We start from the raw sequence: 17,194 nt of genomic DNA on the forward strand, positions 1-17,194 counted from the left end.
GCGACGTGGCAGCCGAGACGACGACCCCCGCGACCGCGACCGGGGGCCCCGCCGCCCCCGCCGAGCCGCCGGCCCTGCCCGCCGACCGCTACCTCAACCGCGAGCTGTCGTGGCTGGACTTCAACGCGCGGGTGCTCGAGCTGGCCGAGGACGAGACGCTGCCGCTGCTGGAGCGGGTGAAGTTCCTGGCGATCTTCGCCGGCAACCTCGACGAGTTCTACATGGTCCGCATCGCCGGGCTCAAGCGGCGGCAGAGCACCGGCCTGACCGTCCGCTCCCCCGACGGGCTCACCATCCGCGAGCAGCTGTCGCGGGTGACCGCGCGCGCCCAGGAGCTGGTGCACCGGCACGCCGTCGCCTTCGAGCAGGACGTCACCCCGCGGCTGGAGACCCAGGGCATCCGGATCGTGCACTGGTCCGACCTCGCCGAGCCCGAGACCCGGCGGCTGCGCGAGTACTTCCGCGACCAGGTCTTCCCCGTGCTCACGCCGCTGGCCGTCGACCCGGCGCACCCGTTCCCCTACATCAGCGGGCTGTCGCTGAACCTGGCCGTGCAGGTGCGCGACCCCGACACCGGCGCGCCGCACTTCGCCCGGCTGAAGGTGCCCAACAACGTGCCGCGCTTCGTGCCGGTGGGGGCGGGGGCGCAGGACACGGCAGGGGCGGGCGGGGCGCAGGACACGGCCTCGCAGGCGACGTTCCTGCCGCTCGAGGACCTCATCGCCGCGCACCTGACCGCGCTGTTCCCGGGGCTCGACGTCGTCGACCACCACCTGTTCCGGGTCACCCGCAACGCCGACGTCGAGGTCGAGGAGGACCGCGACGAGGACCTGCTGCAGGCCCTCGAGCGGGAGCTGGCCCGCCGCCGCTTCGGCCCGGCGGTGCGCCTGGAGGTGACCGAGACGATGGACCCGCAGATCCTCGCCGTCCTGGTCTCCGAGCTCGAGGTCGACCCGCAGGACGTCGTGACGGTGCCCGGGCTGCTCGACCTCGCCTCGCTGTGGGCGCTCTACGACCTCGACCGGCCCGAGCTCAAGGACGAGCCGTTCGTGCCGGCCACCCACCCGCGGCTGAGCGAGGGCGAGACGCCGAAGAGCGTGTTCGCCACGCTGCGCGAGGGCGACGTGCTGGTCCACCACCCCTACCACTCGTTCGCGACCAGCGTGCAGCGCTTCATCGAGCAGGCCGCGGCCGACCCACACGTGCTGGCCATCAAGCAGACGCTGTACCGGACGTCGGGCGACTCGCCGATCGTCACCGCGCTGATCGAGGCCGCCGAGGCCGGCAAGCAGGTCGTCGTCCTGGTGGAGATCAAGGCGCGCTTCGACGAGGAGGCCAACATCACCTGGGCGCGGTCGCTGGAGCGGGCCGGCTGCCACGTCGTCTACGGGCTGGTGGGCCTGAAGACCCACTGCAAGACGGCGCTGGTGGTGCGGCGGGAGAGCGGCGTCATCCGCCGCTACGTGCACATCGGCACCGGCAACTACAACCCGAAGACGGCGCGGCTCTACGAGGACCTCGGCATCCTCACGGCCGACCCGCGGGTGGGTGCCGACCTCACCGACCTGTTCAACACCCTCACCGGCTACTCGCGGCAGACCGCCTACCGGCAGCTGATGGTCGCACCGCACGGCATCCGCAGCGGGCTGGTGGACAAGATCCGCCGGGAGGCCCGCCACGCCGCCGAGGGCCGGCCGGCGGGGATCCGCATCAAGGTCAACTCGCTGGTCGACGAGCGGGTCATCGACGCCCTCTACGAGGCGGCGCTGGCCGGGGTGCCGGTGGAGCTGTTCGTCCGCGGCATCTGCGCGCTGCGGCCCGGCGTCCCGGGGCTGTCGGAGGGCATCCGGGTGCGCTCGATCGTCGGCCGCTTCCTCGAGCACTCGCGGGTCATGGCCTTCTGCAACGGCGGCGAGCCGGAGTGGTGGATCGGCAGCGCCGACCTCATGCACCGCAACCTCGACCGCCGGGTCGAGGTGCTGCTGCGGGTCTGCGACGAGACCGCCCAGCGGGAGCTGCAGGCGGTGTTCGACGCCGCGATGGCGCCGGGCGTGGACTGCTGGGAGCTGGGGCCCGGGGGGACCTGGACCCGCAGCGGCGACCGTGACTACCAGGCGGGGCTGATGGCGGCGGTGACCGAGCATGCCGGCTGAGCGGACGCGCGGGGTGGTCGCGGCGGCCGGCGGGGCGGTCTGGCGCCCGGCGGACGGCGGCGGCATCGAGACCGTCCTCGTCCACCGCCCGCGCTACGACGACTGGTCGCTGCCCAAGGGCAAGCTCGACGCCGGGGAGAACGCCCTGGCCGCCGCCGTCCGCGAGGTGCGGGAGGAGACCGGCCTCGACGTCGTCGCCGGCCGGCGCAGCGTCCGCACCCGCTACGCGGTCGCCGAGGGCGCCAAGCACGTCGACTACTGGCTGGTGCGGGCCGCGGACGGCGACCAGCCCTTCGCGCCCGACGACGAGGTCGACGAACTACGCTGGCTGCCCGTCGCCGACGCGTCGGCCCTGGTCACCCACGAGCACGACCGCACGGTGCTCGCCGACCTCGCGCGCACCGACGTCCCGCGGGCGCCCACGCTGCTGCTGGTGCGGCACGCCCGGGCCGGCAGCCGGGGCGACTGGGACGGCCCGGACGGCGAGCGGCCGCTCGACGCGCAGGGCCGACGGCAGGCGCGGCAGCTGGCCGACGTGCTGCCGGTCTTTGGCCCGGTCGAGCTGCTCGCCGCCGAGCGGGTCCGCTGCCGCCAGACGCTGGAGCCGCTGGCCGAGCGGACCGGGCTGCCGTTGCAGGCGCTGCCCGAGCTCGGCGAGGAGGAGTTCGCCGCCGACCCGGACGCCGGGATGGCGGTGGTCGAGCGCCTCCTGGCGCGCGAGGAGCCGGGGGTGACCGTGGTCTGCAGCCAGGGCGGGGCGATCCCCTCGGCGCTGCTGGCCCTGGGCGTCCGCTGGGAGGGCACCCGGCTGCACCCGCCGGCGGCCAAGGGCAGCGTCTGGGCGCTCGGCGGCCGGCCCGGCGCCCTGGTCGCCGACTACTACCGCGACCTCGGCCCCGACCCCGACGCCCCCGCGTGAGGCGCCAGGGCCGCGGGCTCAGGCCGGGAGGGCGGGGAGGGCCCGGGGTAGCCAGGACGGGCGCCGCGTCTCGTAGGCCTCGACGTCGGCCAGGTGCCGCTCGGTGAGGCCGACGTCGTCGAGGCCCTCCAGCAGCCGCCAGCGGGTGTACTCGTCGACCTCGAACGGCACGCTGTGGTCGCCGTAGGAGACCCGCCGCTCCTGCAGGTCGACGGTCACCTGCGTGGTGGGGTCGGCCTCCACCGCCGCCCAGAGCGCCTCGACCTCGGCCTGCGGCAGGACGACGGTGAGCAGGCCGGACTTGGTCGAGTTGTTCTTGAAGATGTCGGCGAACCGGGAGCTGATGACCACCCGGAAGCCGCCGTCGAGCAGCGCCCAGCAGGCGTGCTCGCGGGAGGACCCGGTGCCGAAGTCCGGGCCCGCGACCAGGATCGAGGCGTCGGCGTACTGCGGCTGGTTGAGCACGAAGTCCGGCTCGTTGCGCCGCCAGGCGACGAACAGGCCGTCCTCGAACCCGGTGCGGGTGATCCGCTTGAGGTACTCGGCCGGGATGATCTGGTCGGTGTCGACGGCGCTGCGGCGCAGCGGGGCGGCGGTGCCGGTGTGCGTGGTGAAGGCGTCCATCGGGCTCAGACTCCAGCGGTCTCGAGGTCGGCCAGGTCGGCGGGGGCGGTCAGGCGCCCGGTGAGGGCGGTCGCCGCGGCCACGGACGGCGACACCAGGTGGGTGCGCCCGCCCTTGCCCTGCCGGCCCTGGAAGTTGCGGTTGCTCGTCGAGGCCGACCGCTCGCCCGGCTGGAGCTGGTCGGGGTTCATGCCCAGGCACATCGAGCACCCGGCGCCCCGCCACTCGGCGCCGGCCTCGGTGAACACCTGGTCCAGGCCCTCGGCCTCGGCCTGCAGCTTGACGCCGACCGACCCGGGGACGACGAGCATCCGGGTGTTCGCGTCGATGTGCCTGCCGCGCAGCAGCTCGGCGGCCACGCGCAGGTCCTCGATGCGGCCGTTGGTGCACGAGCCCAGGAAGACGGTGTCCACCTCGATCTCACGCAGCGGCGTGCCGGGGGTCAGCCCCATGTAGGCCAGCGCCTGCTCGGCGGCGCGGCGCTCGCCCTCGTCGGCGAGGGCAGCCGGGTCCGGGACCGACTCCGCGATCGGCAGGCCCTGGCCGGGGTTGGTGCCCCAGGTGACGAACGGCGTCAGCTCGGCGGCGTCGAGGACGACCTCGGTGTCGAAGACCGCGTCCTCGTCGGTGCGCAGCGTGCGCCAGTGCTCGACGGCGGCGTCCCAGTCGGCGCCCTGCGGCGCGTGCGGGCGGCCCTGCAGGAACGCGAAGGTGGTCTCGTCCGGCGCGATCAGCCCGGCGCGGGCGCCGGCCTCGATCGACATGTTGCAGATCGTCATCCGGGCCTCCATCGACAGCGCCTCGATGGCGCTGCCGCGGTACTCGATGACGTGGCCCGCGGCGCCGTTGGTGCCGATCTTCGCGATGACGGCCAGGATGACGTCCTTCGCCGAGACGCCCTCGGGCAGCTGCCCGTCCACGGTCACGGCCATCTGCTTGGGGCGGTACTGCGGCAGGGTCTGCGTGGCCAGCACGTGCTCGACCTCGCTGGTGCCGATGCCGAAGGCCAGCGCGCCGAACGCGCCGTGGGTGGAGGTGTGGCTGTCGCCGCAGACGATCGTCGTGCCCGGCTGGGTCAGCCCCAGCTGCGGGCCGATCACGTGCACGATGCCCTGGTCGCGGTCGCCCATGGGGGCCAGCCGGATGCCGAACTCGGCGGCGTTGCGCCGCAGCGCCTCGACCTGGGCCCGGCTGACCGGGTCGGCGATCGGCTTGAAGATCTCCAGCGTCGGGACGTTGTGGTCCTCGGTGGCCATCGTCAGGTCGGGGCGGCGCACCGTGCGGCCGGCTGCGCGCAGACCGTCGAAGGCCTGCGGGCTGGTCACCTCGTGCACCAGGTGCAGGTCGATGTAGAGCAGGTCCGGCTCGCCCGCGGCACTGCGCACGACGTGGGCGTCGTAGACCTTCTCCGCCAGGGTCTTCGGCACGGGTCCCTCCAGGTGGGCCATGGTGGTCATCTCACTGAGTGGGATGAGAGTATTGCTGTGTGGGACAGCCTAACCCCGTTGCCGTGCTGGACAAAGCAGTGGCCATCCTGCGCGCCGTCGCCCAGGAGCCGGCGTCGCTCACCGACCTGGTCACCCGCACCGAGCTGCCGCGCGCGACGGCGCACCGGCTGGCCGTCGCCCTCGAGGGCCACCGGCTGCTGCGGCGCACGCCGGGAGGCGCGTGGGCGCCGGGACCGGCCCTCGCCGAGCTCAGCCACGGCAGCGCCGACCTGGCCCGGGTGGCCGGCCGGCACCTGGCGCTGCTGCGCGACGCCAGCGGGGAGAGCGCCCAGTTCTACGTCCGCGAGGGCGGGTCGCGGGTGTGCGTGGCGGTCGCCGAGCGGGCGCACGGCCTGCGCGACACCGTGCCGGTCGGCGCGCGGCTGCCCATGACGGCCGGCTCGGCGGCGCACGCGCTGCTGGCCTTCGCGCCCGCCGAGGAGGTCACCCCGCTGCTGCCGAACGCGAGCTTCACCGCCCGCACGCTGCTCGACGTCCGCCGGCGCGGGTGGGCGCACAGCGTCGCCGAGCGCGAGCCCGGGGTCGCCTCGCTGTCGGCGCCGGTGCGCGACCCGGCCGGCGGGGTCCTCGGTGCGGTCTCCATCTCCGGCCCGGTCGAGCGACTGGGCCGCCGGCCCAGCCCCGAGGTGGTCGGCGCAGTTCTGGAGGCCGCCTCGGCGATCGCCCGCGCCGCGAGCTGACGCCGCCCCCTCCGTGGTCATCGGCGGGTGGCGGCACCCCTGCAGTCGTCCGTCGCCGGGCGGCGCAGGTCGGGCGAGCCGGAGCAGGAGCCGCTCACTCGACCCGGACGACGTCGCCGACGCGGACGGTGCCGCCGTGCTCGACCTGCGCCCGCAGGCCGAACAGCAGGGCCCTCTCCCGGCCGAGCAACCGCAGCAGTCCGTCGCCCGCGGGACGGCCACCGTCGAGGAGGTCGACCATCCGGCAGCGGGTCATGCCCCCGTCGGGGCGCAGCAGGACCTCGTCTCCGAGTGCGAGGCACCGGCCGGCCCAGGCGTCCTCGATGAAACCGGCGCCAGGGACGTCGACGACGACGTTGGCGCGGAACCGCGTGGCGGCGACCGACGCGCCGAGCAGCTCGGCGACGCGGCGCAGACCGGCGGTCGTGACCACGTGCACCGGCGCCTCGTCGTGGTGGGGCACGGCGGCCTCCTCGGCCAGCCGCAGCCGGCGGCCCAGCACGGCTGAGACCAGGTCGTCGGCCGCTGCCGAGCCGACGGGCGCCGACCGGCCGCCGGGGGTGCTCACCGCCGGAGGCGTGCCGGCGGCCACGAGGCCGAGCAGCCCGTCCACCCGGCGGAAGCGCCGAGTGGTCTTGCCGCTCCCGATCCCGCCGTCCTCGGTGTAGGCCGCCCAGACGCGGTCACCGTCGAGACCGCGCGCCCCGATCGTCGTGGCGGCGAGCGGCTCACCGGCCATGGACTTCACCGGGTAGCGCGCCAGCGACACGACCCGTCCGACGTCGGTGGTCACGATGCACCACTGTGGCAGCCGCGCCCACGTCGCCGGTGCATCCGGCACGCTTGAGTCGGTTCTACGTTGTTTCGTAGCATGACGGCATGGAGGAGTCCGGGAGTCCGTCCTCGTCCCGGGTCCTCCGGGGTGCCGCCATCGGCTCCGTGCTCGGCCTCGTCGTCGCGCTGGTGCTGAGCGCGATGGACGTCGAGGCGGTCAGCCCCTTCCTGGCCGCGGCACTCGGCACCGCCCTGGGCGCCGGTGTCGGCGGCGACCCCTCCACGCACCGCGGCCGGGGCGCCGGCATCGGCGGCGACCCCTCCACGCACCGCGGCCGCCGGAGCCGAGGACCCCGGTGACGGGGCTGCCCGAGCGCCTGGCGCGGGTCGAGGAGCGGCTCGCCGCTCTGGAGACCGCACTCGCCGTCGACCCCGCCGCGCCCGGTGGCGCCCCGCCTCGCGCGGACCCTGGGCGCTTCGGCGTCCTCGAGCACCTGGCCACCGACGACGCCGCGCTGCCCGGGGGCGCGGTGGCCTATGCCGGCCGGGTCGAGCTGCCCACTGGCGAGGAGTACGCCTGGCAGCGCACGCACGCCGCTGCGGAGGTACGCGGCACGACCGCGGACGACGCCGTGACGGCCGCTGTCCTCGGTGCACTGAGCCACTCGGTGCGGCTGCGGCTGCTCCGCGAGGTGCTGTCCGGCACCCGGACCACGGCTGCCCTCGCGGCTCTGCCCGGCTTGGGCACGACCGGGCAGTTGCACCACCACCTGCGCCAGCTCACCTCGGCCGGATGGCTGCGAACGACCTCGCGCGGTGCCTACGCCGTCCCGGCCGAGCGCGTCGTGCCCCTGCACGTCGTCCTCGCGGTGGCGACGGCCTGACCGCCCACCCACCCGGCTCCCGCCCGGCCGGAGGGGTGACCCGGGGCGGCCGCGGAGCGGACACTGCGCGCATGACCGCTCCCGAGCGCAGGCACCGCGGCCGTGCCCGGATCGCCGGGCCGGGGGAGGGCATCGGCCTCGACGAGCTGGCCCTCGCCACCCGCAACCACGGGATGCCCCTGGAGGCGCTGCGCTACGACGTCACGCCGCCGGGCCTGCACTACGTGCTCACCCACTACGACATCCCCGCCGTCGACCCGGACAGCTGGTCGCTGGAGATCGGCGGCGCGGTCGGGCGCCCGCTGCGGCTGGACCTCGACGACCTGCGCCGCCGACCGGCCGTGACGGCACGGGTCCTGCTCGAGTGCGCCGGCAACGGCCGCGCCCGGCTGGAGCCGCGGCCGGTCGGCCAGCCCTGGTTGCTCGAGGCCGTGGGCAGCGCGGAGTGGACCGGCACCCCGCTGGCACCGCTGCTCGAGGAGGCCGGCCTCTCCCCCGGCGCGGTCGACGTCGTCTTCACCGGCGCCGACCACGGCGTCGAGCGCGGCGTCGAGCAGGACTACGCGCGCGGCCTGCCGCTGGCCGAGGCGCTGCGGCCCGACGTCCTGCTGGTCTGGGCCATGGACGGCGCGCCGCTGCCGCCCCAGCACGGCGCCCCGCTGCGGCTGCTCGTGCCCGGCTGGTACGGGATGGCGCACGTCAAGTGGCTGACCCGCGTCGAGGTGCTCGACCACCCCTTCGACGGCTTCCAGAACGCCAGGGCCTACCGGCTCAAGGTGGACGCCGGGGACCCCGGCGAGCCGGTCACCCGCATCGCCCCGCGGGCCCTGCTCGCCCCGCCCGGCTGGCCGGACCTGATGACCCGCGCGCGGTTCCTGCGCCCCGGGCCGGTGACGCTGACCGGGCGGGCGTGGTCCGGACGCGCCCCGGTGACCGGCGTGGAGGTCAGCACCGACGGCGGCACCACGTGGACCGCGGCCGCCCTCGCGCCGGCCGACCCCGCCCATCCGTACGCCTGGCGGGCGTGGCGGTGCACCTGGGACGCCCGCCCCGGCGACTCCGAGCTCGTGGTCCGCGCCACCGACACCGAGGGCGCCCAGCCCATCGAGCAGCGGTGGAACCGCCAGGGCATGGCCAACAACCTCGTGCAGCGGGTGCCGGTCACCGTCCTCGGGTGACCGGGCCCGGCGCCGGGGTCCTCCTTCAGTGGCCGGGGACCGTCCGGCCGCTGCCGTCGTCCTCGGGGTCCTGCCGGTCCGGCGGGGCCTCGACGACGATCGGGCGCAGCCGGACCCACAGCGCGAACGCCGCCGCGAAGACGATCATGGCGATCCCGGCCCACAGGTTGGCGTTGACGTCGCCGGTCCGCTCCTGGTCGGAGGGGGTGTCGCCGAACAGGCCCACGAGGACCAGGACGACGCCGTAGAAGCCGATCAGGCCGGCGATGACGTTGCGGACGTCGAAGGCGCCGGCCGCGTGCTTGCTCCCGGCGCCGCCGGAGGTGCTGCTGCTCATGACCGTGCTCCTGACGTCAGCGGAAGATCACGTTGAGGATGATGACCATGACCAGCGCGATCCCGGCCAGCTTGGTCGGCGACTGGTACCAGGGCAGCCGGTGCGCGTCGGGGTCGGTGCGCTGCTCCTTGGGCGTCTCGGAGTAGACGAGCCCGGCGAGCTGGGCGACCGGCTTCGGCGCGGTCACCGAGCTGACGGCCACGCTGACCACGATGTCGACGACGAAGGCGGCACTCGCGGCGACGAAGCTCGCACCCTGGCCACCGATCGGGAGCACGCCCAGCGACGCCGTCCCGAAGGCGTCCTCGCTCAGGAAGGCGACGAGGACCGCCGCCAGTGTCCCGGACACCAGCCCCGTCCAGCCGGCGGTCGGCGTCATCCGCTTCCAGAACATGCCCAGGATGAACGTGGCGAACAGCGGGGCGTTGAAGAAGCCGAACAGCGTCTGCAGGTAGTCCATCAGGTTCGTGTAGCCCGACGCGATGATCGCGGTCCCGATGGCGGCCACGGTGGCGCCGACCGTCGCCCACCGGCCGACGGCGAGGTAGTACCCGTCGGGCCGGTCCTTCTTCACGTACTGCTGCCACAGGTCGTAGCTGAAGACCGTGTTGAAGGCGGAGATGTTGGCCGCCATGCCGGCCATGAACGCCGCCAGCAGGCCGGCCAGCGCCACGCCGAGCAGGCCGTTGGGCAGGGTGTCGCGGATGAGCAGCAGGATCGAGTTGTTGTAGTCGAAGTCCGTGGCGGAGCTGGCCCGGGCCTCGACGACCTCCGGGACCAGGACCGTGGCGATGATGCCCGGGATCACCACGATGAACGGGACGAACATCTTGGGGAAGGCGCCGATGATCGGCGTGCTGCGGGCGGCGGACATCGACTTGGTCGCCATCGCCCGCTGGACCTCGACGAAGTTCGTCGTCCAGTAGCCGAACGAGAGTACGAAGCCGAGGCCGAACACGATGCCGATCACCGACAGGACCGGGCTGCCGATGCCGGAGAAGCTCCGTGGCCGGCCACGAGGTGAGCTCCTCGCCGCGGCCGGAGTCGGTGACCCGGTCGATCAGCCCGCCGACGCCGCCCACGCGGTGCAGGCCGATGAGCGTCAGCGGCAGCAGCGCGGCCACGATGACGAAGAACTGCAGGACCTCGTTGTAGATGGCCGCCGACAGCCCGCCGAGGGTGATGTAGCTGAGCACCACGGCCGCGGCCACGATGAGCGACAGCCACAGCGGCCAGCCCAGCAGCGCCTCGACGATGGTGGCCAGCAGGTAGAGGTTGATGCCGGCGATGAGGATCTGGGCGGCGGCGAAGCTCAGCGCGTTGACCAGGTGGGCGCCGGTGCCGAACCGGCGGCGCATGAACTCCGGGACGCTGCGGACCTTCGACCCGTAGTAGAAGGGCATCATCACCACGCCCAGGAACAGCATGGCCGGGACCGCGCCGATCCAGAAGTAGTGCATGGTGCTCATGCCGAACTGCGCGCCGTTGGCCGACATGCCGACGATCTCGACCGCGCCCAGGTTGGCCGAGATGAACGCCAGGCCGGTCACCCACGCGGGCAGCGACCGGCCGGACAGGAAGAAGTCCAGGCTGTCGGACACCCGCCGGCGCGCGGCGGCGCCGATCAGCAGCACGACGGCGAAGTAGGCGGCCACCAGCAGGTAGTCGACGAACGACGCGTCCAGTCTCAGATCGTCCACTCGGGCCTCCACTCGGGTCGGGTCATGTCAGCCGCCTCGCCCCGGGCGAGGGGACGGCGACGAACGCGCGGGGGGCACCGGCGCCCTCGCGCGCGAAGCGGTCGGCGACGCCGGCGGTGACGGCGTCCACGGCGTCGGCGTCGACGAGGGCGACGGCGCTGCCGCCGAATCCGCCGCCGACCATCCGGGCGCCGTGGGCGCCGGCGTCGAGGGCCGCCTCGACGAGGGCGTCGAGCAGCGGCACCGACACCTGGAAGTCGTCGCGCAGCGAGACGTGGCCCGCGGTGAGCACCGGGCCGACGGCGCGCGGGTCCCGGCCCGAGCGCAGCAGCCCGACGACCTCGCGCACGCGGGCGTCCTCGCTGACGACGTGCCGGGCCCGCCGCAGCAGCAGCCCCCCGCGGTCGGTGCCGTCGTCGAGCGGGGCCAGGTCGGCGACCTCGCGGACGTCGCACAGCAGCTCCACACCCAGCCGCCGCGCGGCCTCCTCGCACTCCCGGCGCCGGTCGCCGTAGCCGCTCTCGGCGTGGTCGTGGGTGGTGCCGGAGTCGAGCACGAGCAGCGCCAGCCCCGCCGCGGCGAGGTCGAGGGGCACCTGCTCGCTGCTGCGGTCGCGGGTGTCGAGGTAGAGCGCGTGCCCGGCGGTGCACAGCACCGAGGCGGACTGGTCGAGGATGCCGGTGGGTGCGCCGACGAAGTCGTTCTCGGCCCGCCGGGCGACGTCGACCAGGTCGCCGGGGCCCAGGGCGAGGGCGAGCAGGTCGCGCAGGGCCAGGGCGACGGCGCACTCCAGCGCGGCCGACGAGGACAGGCCCGCCCCGGCCGGGACGTCGCCGTCGACGAGCAGGCTCAGCCCGCCGGGGACGGACTCGCGCAGCTCGGCCACGACACCGGCGGGGTAGCCGGCCCAGCCGCCGGGGCTGCCGGGAGCGAGGTCGGCGACGGCCACCTCGGCGTCGGCCCCGGGATGCTGGTGCGAGACGAGCACCAGCCGGCCGTCGTCGCGGCGGGTCACGGCGGCCCGCGTCGTGTGCGGCAGCGCCACCGGCAGCACGTGCCCGCCGTTGTAGTCGGTGTGCTCGCCGATCACGTTGACCCGGCCGGGCGCGGCCCAGACCCCCTCCGGCGCGGCGCCGAACCGCTCGGTGAACGCGGCGACGGCGCGCTCGACGGCGGCCGCGTCGTCCAGGGGCCGGTCGCTCACGGGACCACGACCGCGCGCAGCTGCTCGGCGACGTCCTCGGGGTTGGTGTCGGTGACGAACGCGCCCATGCCCGACTCCGAGCCGGCCAGGTACTTCAGCTTGCCCGGGGCCCGGCGCAGCGAGAACAGCTGCAGGTGCAGCCACCAGTCGTCGCGGCCGGTGGTCACCGGCGCCTGGTTCCAGGAGGCGATGTAGGGCATCGGGGTGTCGAAGCGGTGCGCGAAGCGGCCCAGGACGTCGAGGTAGACCGCGGCCAGGGCGTCGCGCTCGGGGTCGTCGAGCGCCGGCAGGTCGGGCACCCGGCGGGTGGGGAACAGCTGCACCTCGTAGGGCCAGCGGGCGGCGGCGGGGACGAAGGCCAGCCAGTGCTCGTTGGCGGCGACCACCCGGGGGCCGGCGCGCTCGGCGTCGACCACCTCGGCGAACAGGTCGCCACCGGTCCGCTCGCGGTGCCGGCGCACCGAGGTCAGCACCCGCTCCACCCGCGGCGTCACGAACGGGTAGGCGTAGATCTGCCCGTGCGGGTGCGACAGGGTCACCCCGATCTCCTCGCCGGAGTTCTCGAAGCAGAAGACCTGCTCGACGCCGTCGATCGCGCTCAACTCGGCGGTGCGCTCGGCCCACACGTCGACGACCAGGCGCGCGCGGTCGCGGCCGAGGCCGGCGAAGTGCTGGTCGTGGTCGCTGGTGAACAGCACGACCTCGCAGCGGCCGAAGCCGGGGCGCAGCTCGGCCAGGGGGTCCCCCGGCGCGTGCGGCGCGACGTCGCGGTCGACCGAGGTGGCCAGCGACGGGAAGCGGTTCTCGAAGACGACGACCTGGTACTCCGACTCGGGCACCTCGGTGGGCCGGCCGGGCCGGGAGGGGTCCAGCGGGCACTGGTCGGCCGGTGGCAGGAAGGTGCGGGCCTGCCGGTGGGCGGCGATCACCACCCACTCGCCGAGCAGCGCGTCCCAGCGCAGCTGCGAGTGGGTGCCCACCGCAGGGAGGTCGCGGGTGTCCTCGGCGGTGCGGGCGGGTGTGCCGTCGACGTCGAAGTAGAGGATCTCCCGGCCGTCCGCCAGCCGACGACTCGTCCGGATCACCGTTCCCGCCTCCCGTCCCGGCCCGCTGACCGACCCCGCGCACGCTATGCCCGTCGGTGATCGCCCAGCCACTCGGGGACCGGGGTCCGGACGCACGAGGGCCCCCGGCCGGGTGACCGGGGGCCCTCGTGCTGAGCCGCGTGCTGTCGTGCGCGTGGTGCCGCTGTAGCCCCGAAGGGATTCGAACCCTCGCTACCGCCGTGAGAGGGCGGCGTCCTGGGCCGCTAGACGACGGGGCCGGACGGGCTCCATGGTGCCACGGGCGGCCGGCGTCCCGGGACGGGGCCCGGGACGCACGAGAGCCCCCGGTCGGCTGACCGGGGGCTCTCGCTGCGCTGTAGCCCCGAAGGGATTCGAACCCTCGCTACCGCCGTGAGAGGGCGGCGTCCTGGGCCGCTAGACGACGGGGCCGTGCGGTGGTGCTGTGCGGTGGTGCTGGTGGTGCGTGAGGAGGTGGTGCTTCCTCGCTGGGGTACCAGGACTCGAACCTAGACTAACGGAACCAGAAACCGTCGGGCTGCCAATTACCCCATACCCCAAGGTCTTGGCCGGCACCTCGCGGCGCCGGGCACGACGATACCCGATGCCCGCGGACCGGGTGTCACCACCCCCGGGTCCGCGGGTCGCCGGCCGCGACGCGCAGGTCCTGGGCCGCCGTGACCAGCTCGGGGTGCAGCCGCCGGCGGGCGGCCGCGACGGCGGCCACGTAGGCGCTCATCGACAGCAGCGTGAGCAGCAGGGACAGCAGTCCCACGCCCGCCGGGACCTCGTCGGTGGTCACGCCGTCGCCCAGCGTGCCGGCCAGGCAGAACACCAGCACGTTGTTCACCGCGTGCAGGACGATCGCCGCCTCGAGGCCGCCGGTGAGCCAGACCACGGCGGAGGCGGCCAGGCCGAAGGCGAACCGGTCGAGGAAGGTGACGACGTCGCCGGGGGCGTGCGCGGCCGAGAACAGCGCGGCGGTGACGACGGCGGCCACCAGCGCGCCGACCCGCGGGCTGCGGATCCACCCGGCGATCGCCTGGCTGAGGTAGCCGCGGAAGACGTACTCCTCGGCGGCGGACTGGATCGGCGTGGTGAGCACCACGACCAGCAGCAGCCAGACGAGGTCGTCGACCGGGCCGGTGACCGCACCCCCCTCGACCAGGAACCCGAGCAGCACCGACAGGCCGATGCCCACGCCGAGCGTGGCCAGGGCCCGCAGGGTGAGGGGCGCGAACAGCCGCCAGCGCAGCCGCGCCAGCACCGACGACGACCAGCCCGGCCGCATGCCGTGCGCAGCCACCCAGAGCAGCCACACGATCGGGATGGCGACGATCAGCGAGAGGTTGGTCAGCAGCAGCGTGCCGGGGTCGACCAGGTCGAGCAGCGCCAGGTCCGGGGTGATCCCGGTGAGCAGGGTCAGCAGGACGACGACGAAGGCCGCCACCGAGTAGGCGACGGCGAACAGCAGCAGCCCGAGCAGCGGCCGCCACCACGCCCAGTCGCGCGAGCGCATGGCGAGCAGGTAGGGCACCGGCTCGTCGTGCGGAGGCGTCCCGGGGGGCGGCGCCAGCCGCACGCCCGGCGGGAACACGGCCGGGGGCGGCGCCGGCCGGGCGTCGAGGACCGCCTGCTGCCAGGACGGGGCGCCGGGCAGGTGGGTGTGCGGGGCCGGCTGTGCGGGGACCGGCCCCAGCGGCCAGGGCACCGGTCCGGCCGCCGCGCCGGGCGGCGGCGGGTACCGGCCGCGGGACGCTCCCGGGACGTACGGCGGCGCCCCGTAGGGACCGGTCGGCGGCGGCCCGGTGTAGGGCTCGTCGCCACCGGGCGGCCACGGCCCGGGCGGGACGGTCACCCGGCCGTGTCCCGGGCGGCCGCGAGGCGGGCGAGCGTGCGCTCGCGGCCCAGCAGCTCGAGCGACTCGTAGAGCGGCGGGGACACCGTGCGGCCGCTGACCGCCACGCGCACCGGCCCGAACGCCTGCCGCGGCTTGCGCCCGAGGCCCTCGACGAGCGCCTCCTTGAGCGCGGTCTCGATCGCGGCGGCCGACCACTCCGCCAGCTCCCCGAGGGCTGCGGAGGCCGCGGCCAGCACCTCGCCGTCCTCCGGGCGCAGGTTCTTGGCCGCGGCGGCGGGGTCGACGTCGACGTCGTCGGTGAACAGGAAGCCGACCAGGCCGACGACGTCGGAGAGGACCACGGTGCGCTCCTGCGCCATCGGCGCGATGGCCCGCAGCACCCGGTCCTGCTCGGGCGTCGGCGGATCGGCGACCAGGCCGGCGCCGGCGAGGAAGGGCACGACCCGGTCGACGAACTCCTCGACGGGCAGCTGCCGCACGTGCGTGGCGTTGATCGCCTCGGCCTTCCGGACGTCGAAGCGCGCCGGGTTGGCGCTGACCCGGGTGACGTCGAAGGCCCCGGCCATCTCGGCCATCGAGAACACGTCGCGGTCCTCGGCGATCGACCAGCCCAGCAGCGCCAGGTAGTTGGCGAACCCCTCGGGGAGGAAGCCGCGCTCGCGGTAGACGTCGACGTTGGACGTGGGGTCGCGCTTGGACAGCTTGCGGTTGCCCTCGCCGGTCACGTAGGGCAGGTGGCCGAAGCGCGGGGCGCCCCGGGCGACGCCGACGTCCTGCAGCGCCGCGTAGAGGGCGAGCTGGCGGGGCGTGGAGGGCAGCAGGTCCTCCCCGCGCAGGACGTCGGTGATGCCCATGAGGGCGTCGTCGACGGGGTTGACGAACGGGTAGAGCGGCACGCCGTTGCCCCGGACGATGACGAAGTCGGGCACCGACCCGGCGGCGAAGCGGACCTCGCCGCGCACCAGGTCGGTCCAGGCGAGGTCCGCGTCGGGCATCCGCAGCCGCAGCACCGGCTCGCGGCCCTCGTCGCGGAAGGCGGCCTTCTGCGCGTCGGTGAGGAAGCGGTCGGCGTTGTCGTAGCCGAGCTTGGGGTCCTGCCCGGCCGCCCGGCGCCGCGCGTCGACCTCCTCGTTGGTCGAGAACGACTCGTAGGCGTGCCCGGCCTCGAGCAGCTCGGCGGCCACCTCGCGGTAGACGTCGTGCCGCTGCGACTGCCGGTAGGGGCCGTGCGGGCCGCCGACCTCGGGCCCCTCGTCCCAGTCCAGGCCCAGCCAGCGCAGGCTGTCGAGCAGGTGCCGGTAGGACTCCTCGGAGTCGCGGGCGGCGTCGGTGTCCTCGATGCGCAGGACGAGGCTGCCCCCGGAGTGCCGGGCGTGCGCCCAGTTGAACAGCGCGGTCCGCAGCAGGCCGACGTGCACCATCCCGGTCGGCGACGGGCAGAAGCGGGTGCGGACCTCGCCCGGAGCGCTCACCGCGCGGCCCCGGCGGTCGAGGTCGGGTCGGCCCCGCTGACGCCGTTGGTCAGCGATCCCAGCCCCTCGATGGCGCACTCGACGCGCTGGCCGGGGGCGATCGGCCCGACGCCGGCGGGGGTGCCGGTGAGGACGACGTCGCCGGGCAGCAGGGTCATGACCTGCGAGATGGTGGAGACCAGCGTGGGCACGTCGAACAGCAGCTGGCTGGTGCGCCCGGACTGCCGGAGCTCGCCGTCGACGGTGCAGGTGATCGCCAGGTCGGCCGGGTCCTTGCCCAGGACACCCAGGTCGGTCTCGATCCAGGGGCCGAGCGGGCAGAAGGAGTCGAACCCCTTCGCGCGGGTCCACTGCCCGTCGGCCTTCTGCATGTCCCGCTCGGTGACGTCGTTGGCGATCGTGTACCCGAAGACGCTGGCCGGGACCTGCTCCGGGGTGAGGTTGCGCGCTCCGCGGGCGCCGATGACGACGGCGAGCTCGACCTCGTGGTGGACGTTGGTGCTGCCCGGCGGGATGCGGATGGCGTCGCCGGGGCCGATGACCGACGTCGAGGGCTTGAGGAACAGCAACGGCCGCTCGGGGGCGTCGCCGGTGTCCATCTCCTTGACGTGCTCGGCGTAGTTCTTGCCGACGCAGACCACCTTGCTCGGCAGGATCGGCGAGAGCAGCCGGACGTCGGCCTGCGCGAAGCGCTGGCCGGTGAAGGAGAGGGTGCCGAACGGGTGGCCCTCGATCTGGGCGACCTGGCCGTCGCCGTCGAGGACGCCGAAGGACATGCCCGAGGGCGAGGCGAAGCGGACGATGCGCACGCCGTCGAGGCTACTGACCCGGCCGGA

At 74.7% G+C, this 17,194-nt stretch carries 17 protein-coding genes, 3 tRNA genes and 1 pseudogene; 7 read left to right on the forward strand and 14 right to left on the reverse strand.

Annotation, left to right across the window (positions count from 1 at the left end; genetic code table 11):
• Positions 1-5 precede the first annotated feature (5 nt).
• Positions 6-2,153 carry an RNA degradosome polyphosphate kinase gene (locus ACWIZO_RS00505; RefSeq protein ID WP_448640622.1) on the forward strand — a complete coding sequence of 716 codons (2,148 nt, stop codon included), beginning with the start codon at positions 6-8 and terminating at the stop codon, positions 2,151-2,153.
• Positions 2,143-3,072 (forward strand): NUDIX hydrolase, encoded by a 930-nt coding sequence (locus ACWIZO_RS00510; protein ID WP_448640623.1) that lies wholly within the window; start codon positions 2,143-2,145, stop codon positions 3,070-3,072. The genes ACWIZO_RS00505 and ACWIZO_RS00510 overlap by 11 nt, the downstream gene beginning before the upstream one ends.
• 18 nt (positions 3,073-3,090) lie before the next feature.
• Here the strand turns inward: ACWIZO_RS00510 and leuD are convergent, their stop codons facing one another.
• Positions 3,091-3,696, reverse strand: a complete 606-nt coding sequence (gene leuD, locus ACWIZO_RS00515; protein WP_448640624.1) for a 3-isopropylmalate dehydratase small subunit — start codon at positions 3,694-3,696, stop codon at positions 3,091-3,093.
• A 5-nt stretch (positions 3,697-3,701) separates the two neighbouring features.
• Positions 3,702-5,123: a 3-isopropylmalate dehydratase large subunit gene (gene leuC, locus ACWIZO_RS00520; RefSeq protein WP_448640625.1), complete on the reverse strand. Its 1,422-nt coding sequence runs from the start codon at positions 5,121-5,123 to the stop codon at positions 3,702-3,704.
• Positions 5,124-5,206: 83 nt separating this feature from the next.
• Between leuC and ACWIZO_RS00525 the strand changes: the two genes are divergently transcribed.
• Positions 5,207-5,884 (forward strand): IclR family transcriptional regulator, encoded by a 678-nt coding sequence (locus ACWIZO_RS00525; protein ID WP_448640626.1) that lies wholly within the window; start codon positions 5,207-5,209, stop codon positions 5,882-5,884.
• Positions 5,885-5,978: 94 nt separating this feature from the next.
• On the opposite strand, the gene ACWIZO_RS00530 is transcribed toward ACWIZO_RS00525, so the two are convergent.
• Positions 5,979-6,677, reverse strand: coding sequence for an MOSC domain-containing protein (locus ACWIZO_RS00530; protein ID WP_448640627.1), 699 nt, complete (start codon positions 6,675-6,677; stop codon positions 5,979-5,981).
• Between the two features lie 86 nt (positions 6,678-6,763).
• Between ACWIZO_RS00530 and ACWIZO_RS00535 the strand changes: the two genes are divergently transcribed.
• The 3 genes from ACWIZO_RS00535 to ACWIZO_RS00545 all read left to right on the forward strand — a co-directional run bounded on the left by ACWIZO_RS00535 (position 6,764) and on the right by ACWIZO_RS00545 (position 8,720).
• On the forward strand, positions 6,764-7,018 hold the full coding sequence (locus ACWIZO_RS00535) for a hypothetical protein (RefSeq protein ID WP_448640628.1): 255 nt from the start codon (positions 6,764-6,766) through the stop codon (positions 7,016-7,018).
• Positions 7,015-7,542, forward strand: coding sequence for an ArsR/SmtB family transcription factor (locus ACWIZO_RS00540; RefSeq protein ID WP_448640629.1), 528 nt, complete (start codon positions 7,015-7,017; stop codon positions 7,540-7,542). The genes ACWIZO_RS00535 and ACWIZO_RS00540 overlap by 4 nt, the downstream gene beginning before the upstream one ends.
• 71 nt (positions 7,543-7,613) lie before the next feature.
• A complete protein-coding gene (locus ACWIZO_RS00545; RefSeq protein WP_448640630.1) occupies positions 7,614-8,720 on the forward strand; it encodes a molybdopterin-dependent oxidoreductase in 1,107 nt (368 codons plus the stop codon).
• A gap of 25 nt (positions 8,721-8,745) precedes the next feature.
• Here the strand turns inward: ACWIZO_RS00545 and ACWIZO_RS00550 are convergent, their stop codons facing one another.
• The 3 genes and pseudogenes from ACWIZO_RS00550 to ACWIZO_RS00560 all read right to left on the reverse strand — a co-directional run.
• Entirely contained in the window at positions 8,746-9,057 is a 312-nt protein-coding gene (locus tag ACWIZO_RS00550; RefSeq protein ID WP_448640631.1) for a hypothetical protein, read from the reverse strand.
• A gap of 16 nt (positions 9,058-9,073) precedes the next feature.
• On the reverse strand, positions 9,074-10,027 hold the full coding sequence (locus ACWIZO_RS00555) for a sodium:solute symporter family transporter (RefSeq protein WP_448640632.1): 954 nt from the start codon (positions 10,025-10,027) through the stop codon (positions 9,074-9,076).
• A 139-nt stretch (positions 10,028-10,166) separates the two neighbouring features.
• Positions 10,167-10,607, reverse strand: a pseudogene (locus ACWIZO_RS00560) (sodium:solute symporter family transporter); the annotation flags it as partial.
• Here ACWIZO_RS00560 and ACWIZO_RS00565 point away from each other — a divergent pair.
• Positions 10,516-10,704, forward strand: a complete 189-nt coding sequence (locus ACWIZO_RS00565) for a hypothetical protein (RefSeq protein ID WP_448640633.1) — start codon at positions 10,516-10,518, stop codon at positions 10,702-10,704. The pseudogene ACWIZO_RS00560 and the gene ACWIZO_RS00565 overlap by 92 nt on opposite strands.
• A gap of 75 nt (positions 10,705-10,779) precedes the next feature.
• On the opposite strand, the gene galK is transcribed toward ACWIZO_RS00565, so the two are convergent.
• The 8 genes from galK to ACWIZO_RS00605 form a co-directional block, all read right to left on the reverse strand.
• Entirely contained in the window at positions 10,780-11,961 is a 1,182-nt protein-coding gene (galK, locus tag ACWIZO_RS00570) for a galactokinase (RefSeq protein ID WP_448640634.1), read from the reverse strand.
• Positions 11,958-13,046: a galactose-1-phosphate uridylyltransferase gene (galT, locus tag ACWIZO_RS00575; protein ID WP_448640635.1), complete on the reverse strand. Its 1,089-nt coding sequence runs from the start codon at positions 13,044-13,046 to the stop codon at positions 11,958-11,960. The genes galK and galT overlap by 4 nt, the downstream gene beginning before the upstream one ends.
• 166 nt (positions 13,047-13,212) lie before the next feature.
• Positions 13,213-13,285, reverse strand: a tRNA-Glu gene (locus tag ACWIZO_RS00580).
• Positions 13,286-13,384: 99 nt separating this feature from the next.
• Positions 13,385-13,457: transfer RNA gene (locus ACWIZO_RS00585), tRNA-Glu, on the reverse strand.
• A gap of 56 nt (positions 13,458-13,513) precedes the next feature.
• Positions 13,514-13,585 (reverse strand) — tRNA-Gln (locus ACWIZO_RS00590).
• A gap of 62 nt (positions 13,586-13,647) precedes the next feature.
• Complete coding sequence (locus ACWIZO_RS00595) at positions 13,648-14,883, reverse strand: CPBP family glutamic-type intramembrane protease (protein WP_448640636.1); 1,236 nt, start codon at positions 14,881-14,883, stop codon at positions 13,648-13,650.
• Complete coding sequence (gltX, locus tag ACWIZO_RS00600; RefSeq protein WP_448640637.1) at positions 14,880-16,358, reverse strand: glutamate--tRNA ligase; 1,479 nt, start codon at positions 16,356-16,358, stop codon at positions 14,880-14,882. Before gltX ends, ACWIZO_RS00595 begins: the two co-directional genes overlap by 4 nt.
• Positions 16,355-17,167, reverse strand: a complete 813-nt coding sequence (locus tag ACWIZO_RS00605; protein WP_448640638.1) for a fumarylacetoacetate hydrolase family protein — start codon at positions 17,165-17,167, stop codon at positions 16,355-16,357. Before ACWIZO_RS00605 ends, gltX begins: the two co-directional genes overlap by 4 nt.
• Between the last annotated feature and the right edge of the window lie 27 nt (positions 17,168-17,194).

The organism is Geodermatophilus sp. URMC 63 (assembly GCF_053502565.1).

Bases quoted from the DNA above. Each gene is read 5' to 3' on its own strand.
- ACWIZO_RS00510 (WP_448640623.1), top strand. From the start codon at position 2,143: ATGCCGGCTGAGCGGACGCGCGGGGTGGTCGCGGCGGCCGGCGGGGCG.
- leuD (WP_448640624.1), bottom strand. From the start codon at position 3,696: ATGGACGCCTTCACCACGCACACCGGCACCGCCGCCCCGCTGCGCCGC.
- ACWIZO_RS00535 (WP_448640628.1), top strand. From the start codon at position 6,764: ATGGAGGAGTCCGGGAGTCCGTCCTCGTCCCGGGTCCTCCGGGGTGCC.
- ACWIZO_RS00545 (WP_448640630.1), top strand. From the start codon at position 7,614: ATGACCGCTCCCGAGCGCAGGCACCGCGGCCGTGCCCGGATCGCCGGG.
- ACWIZO_RS00550 (WP_448640631.1), bottom strand. From the start codon at position 9,057: ATGAGCAGCAGCACCTCCGGCGGCGCCGGGAGCAAGCACGCGGCCGGC.
- ACWIZO_RS00565 (WP_448640633.1), top strand. From the start codon at position 10,516: ATGGTGCTCATGCCGAACTGCGCGCCGTTGGCCGACATGCCGACGATC.